Genomic DNA, 1,616 nt, shown 5'->3' with positions numbered 1-1,616 from the left:
TCGCGATATCCCACAGCCCGTCCGGAACAATCCAACTCCACGTACCCCGCCCCATGTACAGCTCAACGTCCGCCTCACCACATAGGACACGGTCTTAGTGCCCCTCGCATTTCATAAGAGGACGGTCCGGCGGCATCCACCTGCTCTCCCAGATCTCCGCCGCACCCCCTCGCGTGACCAAAGCGTGGGCCGACACCGGCTATCGAAAGAAGGCCAACCACGACGGCGCCCGCCTCGGAATCGACGTCGAAGTCGTCCAACGCGACCCCGGCGTCAAAGGGTTCAAGGTGATCCCCCGGCGTGGGGTCGTCGAGCGAACCTTCGGCTGGCTGATGCACCACCGCCGTCTCGCACGCGACTACACACCCACTCGCACCCCTCCGAAGCCATAATCCACGTCGCGATGACCGACCTCATAAGCCGACGACTCACCCGCGAATCCACCCCGAACTGGCACGACACCTAAACCTCGAACCAAACAACCCCGCCGGAACAAAACGCCCTTTCAGGCGCAAGCCTCGCCGCTGCGGCACCCGCAGTAGCTGCGAAGGGCCCGAGCGGCAGCTGCTGGGTCTGGGCTGCTGCAGTCAACTTCGGTGGTCAGCGCATGAACGGCTCGGGCGACGACGCAAAGCGGGAGAGCTGGATCGCCGATGAAGACTCCTCTGGGCGAACCACGTGATCTCCGGCCTCGGTATCAAAGACCACGAATAAGTACATGAAAGTGCCATTCAGTGGCCGTCACCGGAAGGGGACAAGACAGTCACCCCTGCGCCCCGGCGACAAAGTCGCGCACAACGCCACTGCAAACGACCGTGGCGATGTGCATACGTGGGTCATGGACTGTCAGGGAGCGATCCATGATACCTGACCCTGCACAGTGCACTACCTGCGCTGGTCGTGCTCTCGCCTCATCCTTCTCCAGGCGCACTCGGCACGCGCTCGGGTCCAGCCGCCCTGCTGAAGGCAGGCAGCATGCTGACCCGAAGGGAAGAACGGCCCGGCCACAGTTGGCCGGGCCGTCCAGGCGGTATAATCAGTCGCGGAGTTCGACCTGCACCGCCTTCCGCACCGGACCACATGCTTGAGACCGGTACGGCCGATAACGGAAATTGCGCCGACATAGGGTGTCAGTCATTAGAGAGTGCAGAGCGTCAGTTATGACGCTGACCGCGGCTCTACCAAGCACACTCGGCGGACGCGGGAACGCTGGAGCTGGCTGAGTGAGACCTGCCTTCACGCCAACCGCACCGTTGGGGAGATTGCGGACTTCGCTTCCCGGATGCTCTCCAATCTGCACCCTTGCGCCACGAATGTGTTCGTCAGGCCGCCCATGCATGCCGTACATCTGGCTCATGGCAGAGGACCCCTGAAGAGACAGATTGATGACGTTGCGCTCGCAGACATGAACACGCCACCTCCCTCGCGGCGCGCTAGAGGGCAAATTTCACTGCTGCGGGGAAGTTGAGGATGCCACTGCCGTCCAGCGCTATGAGCCAGCGCAGGTCCCCTCAGCGACAGTGAGCGTTTTCAACGGGACTACTGATCGGGTGACGCCGGTCAGGTCGAGGTGAGGACCACAACGCACAAGGCTCCCGTGCCGTTGGTGGAGGTGT

The 1,616-nt window shown here is 62.7% G+C and carries 1 pseudogene; it reads left to right on the top strand.

Features of this window, described 5'->3' with window-relative positions:
* Positions 1–125: 125 nt before the first annotated feature.
* Positions 126–466 (top strand): annotated as a pseudogene (locus ACZ7NC_RS45535) (transposase); the annotation flags it as partial.
* Positions 467–1,616: the final 1,150 nt, after the last annotated feature.

This window comes from Streptomyces sp. NPDC111802 (genome assembly GCF_055634335.1).
This window is presented reverse-complemented; position numbering and strand designations above follow the sequence as displayed.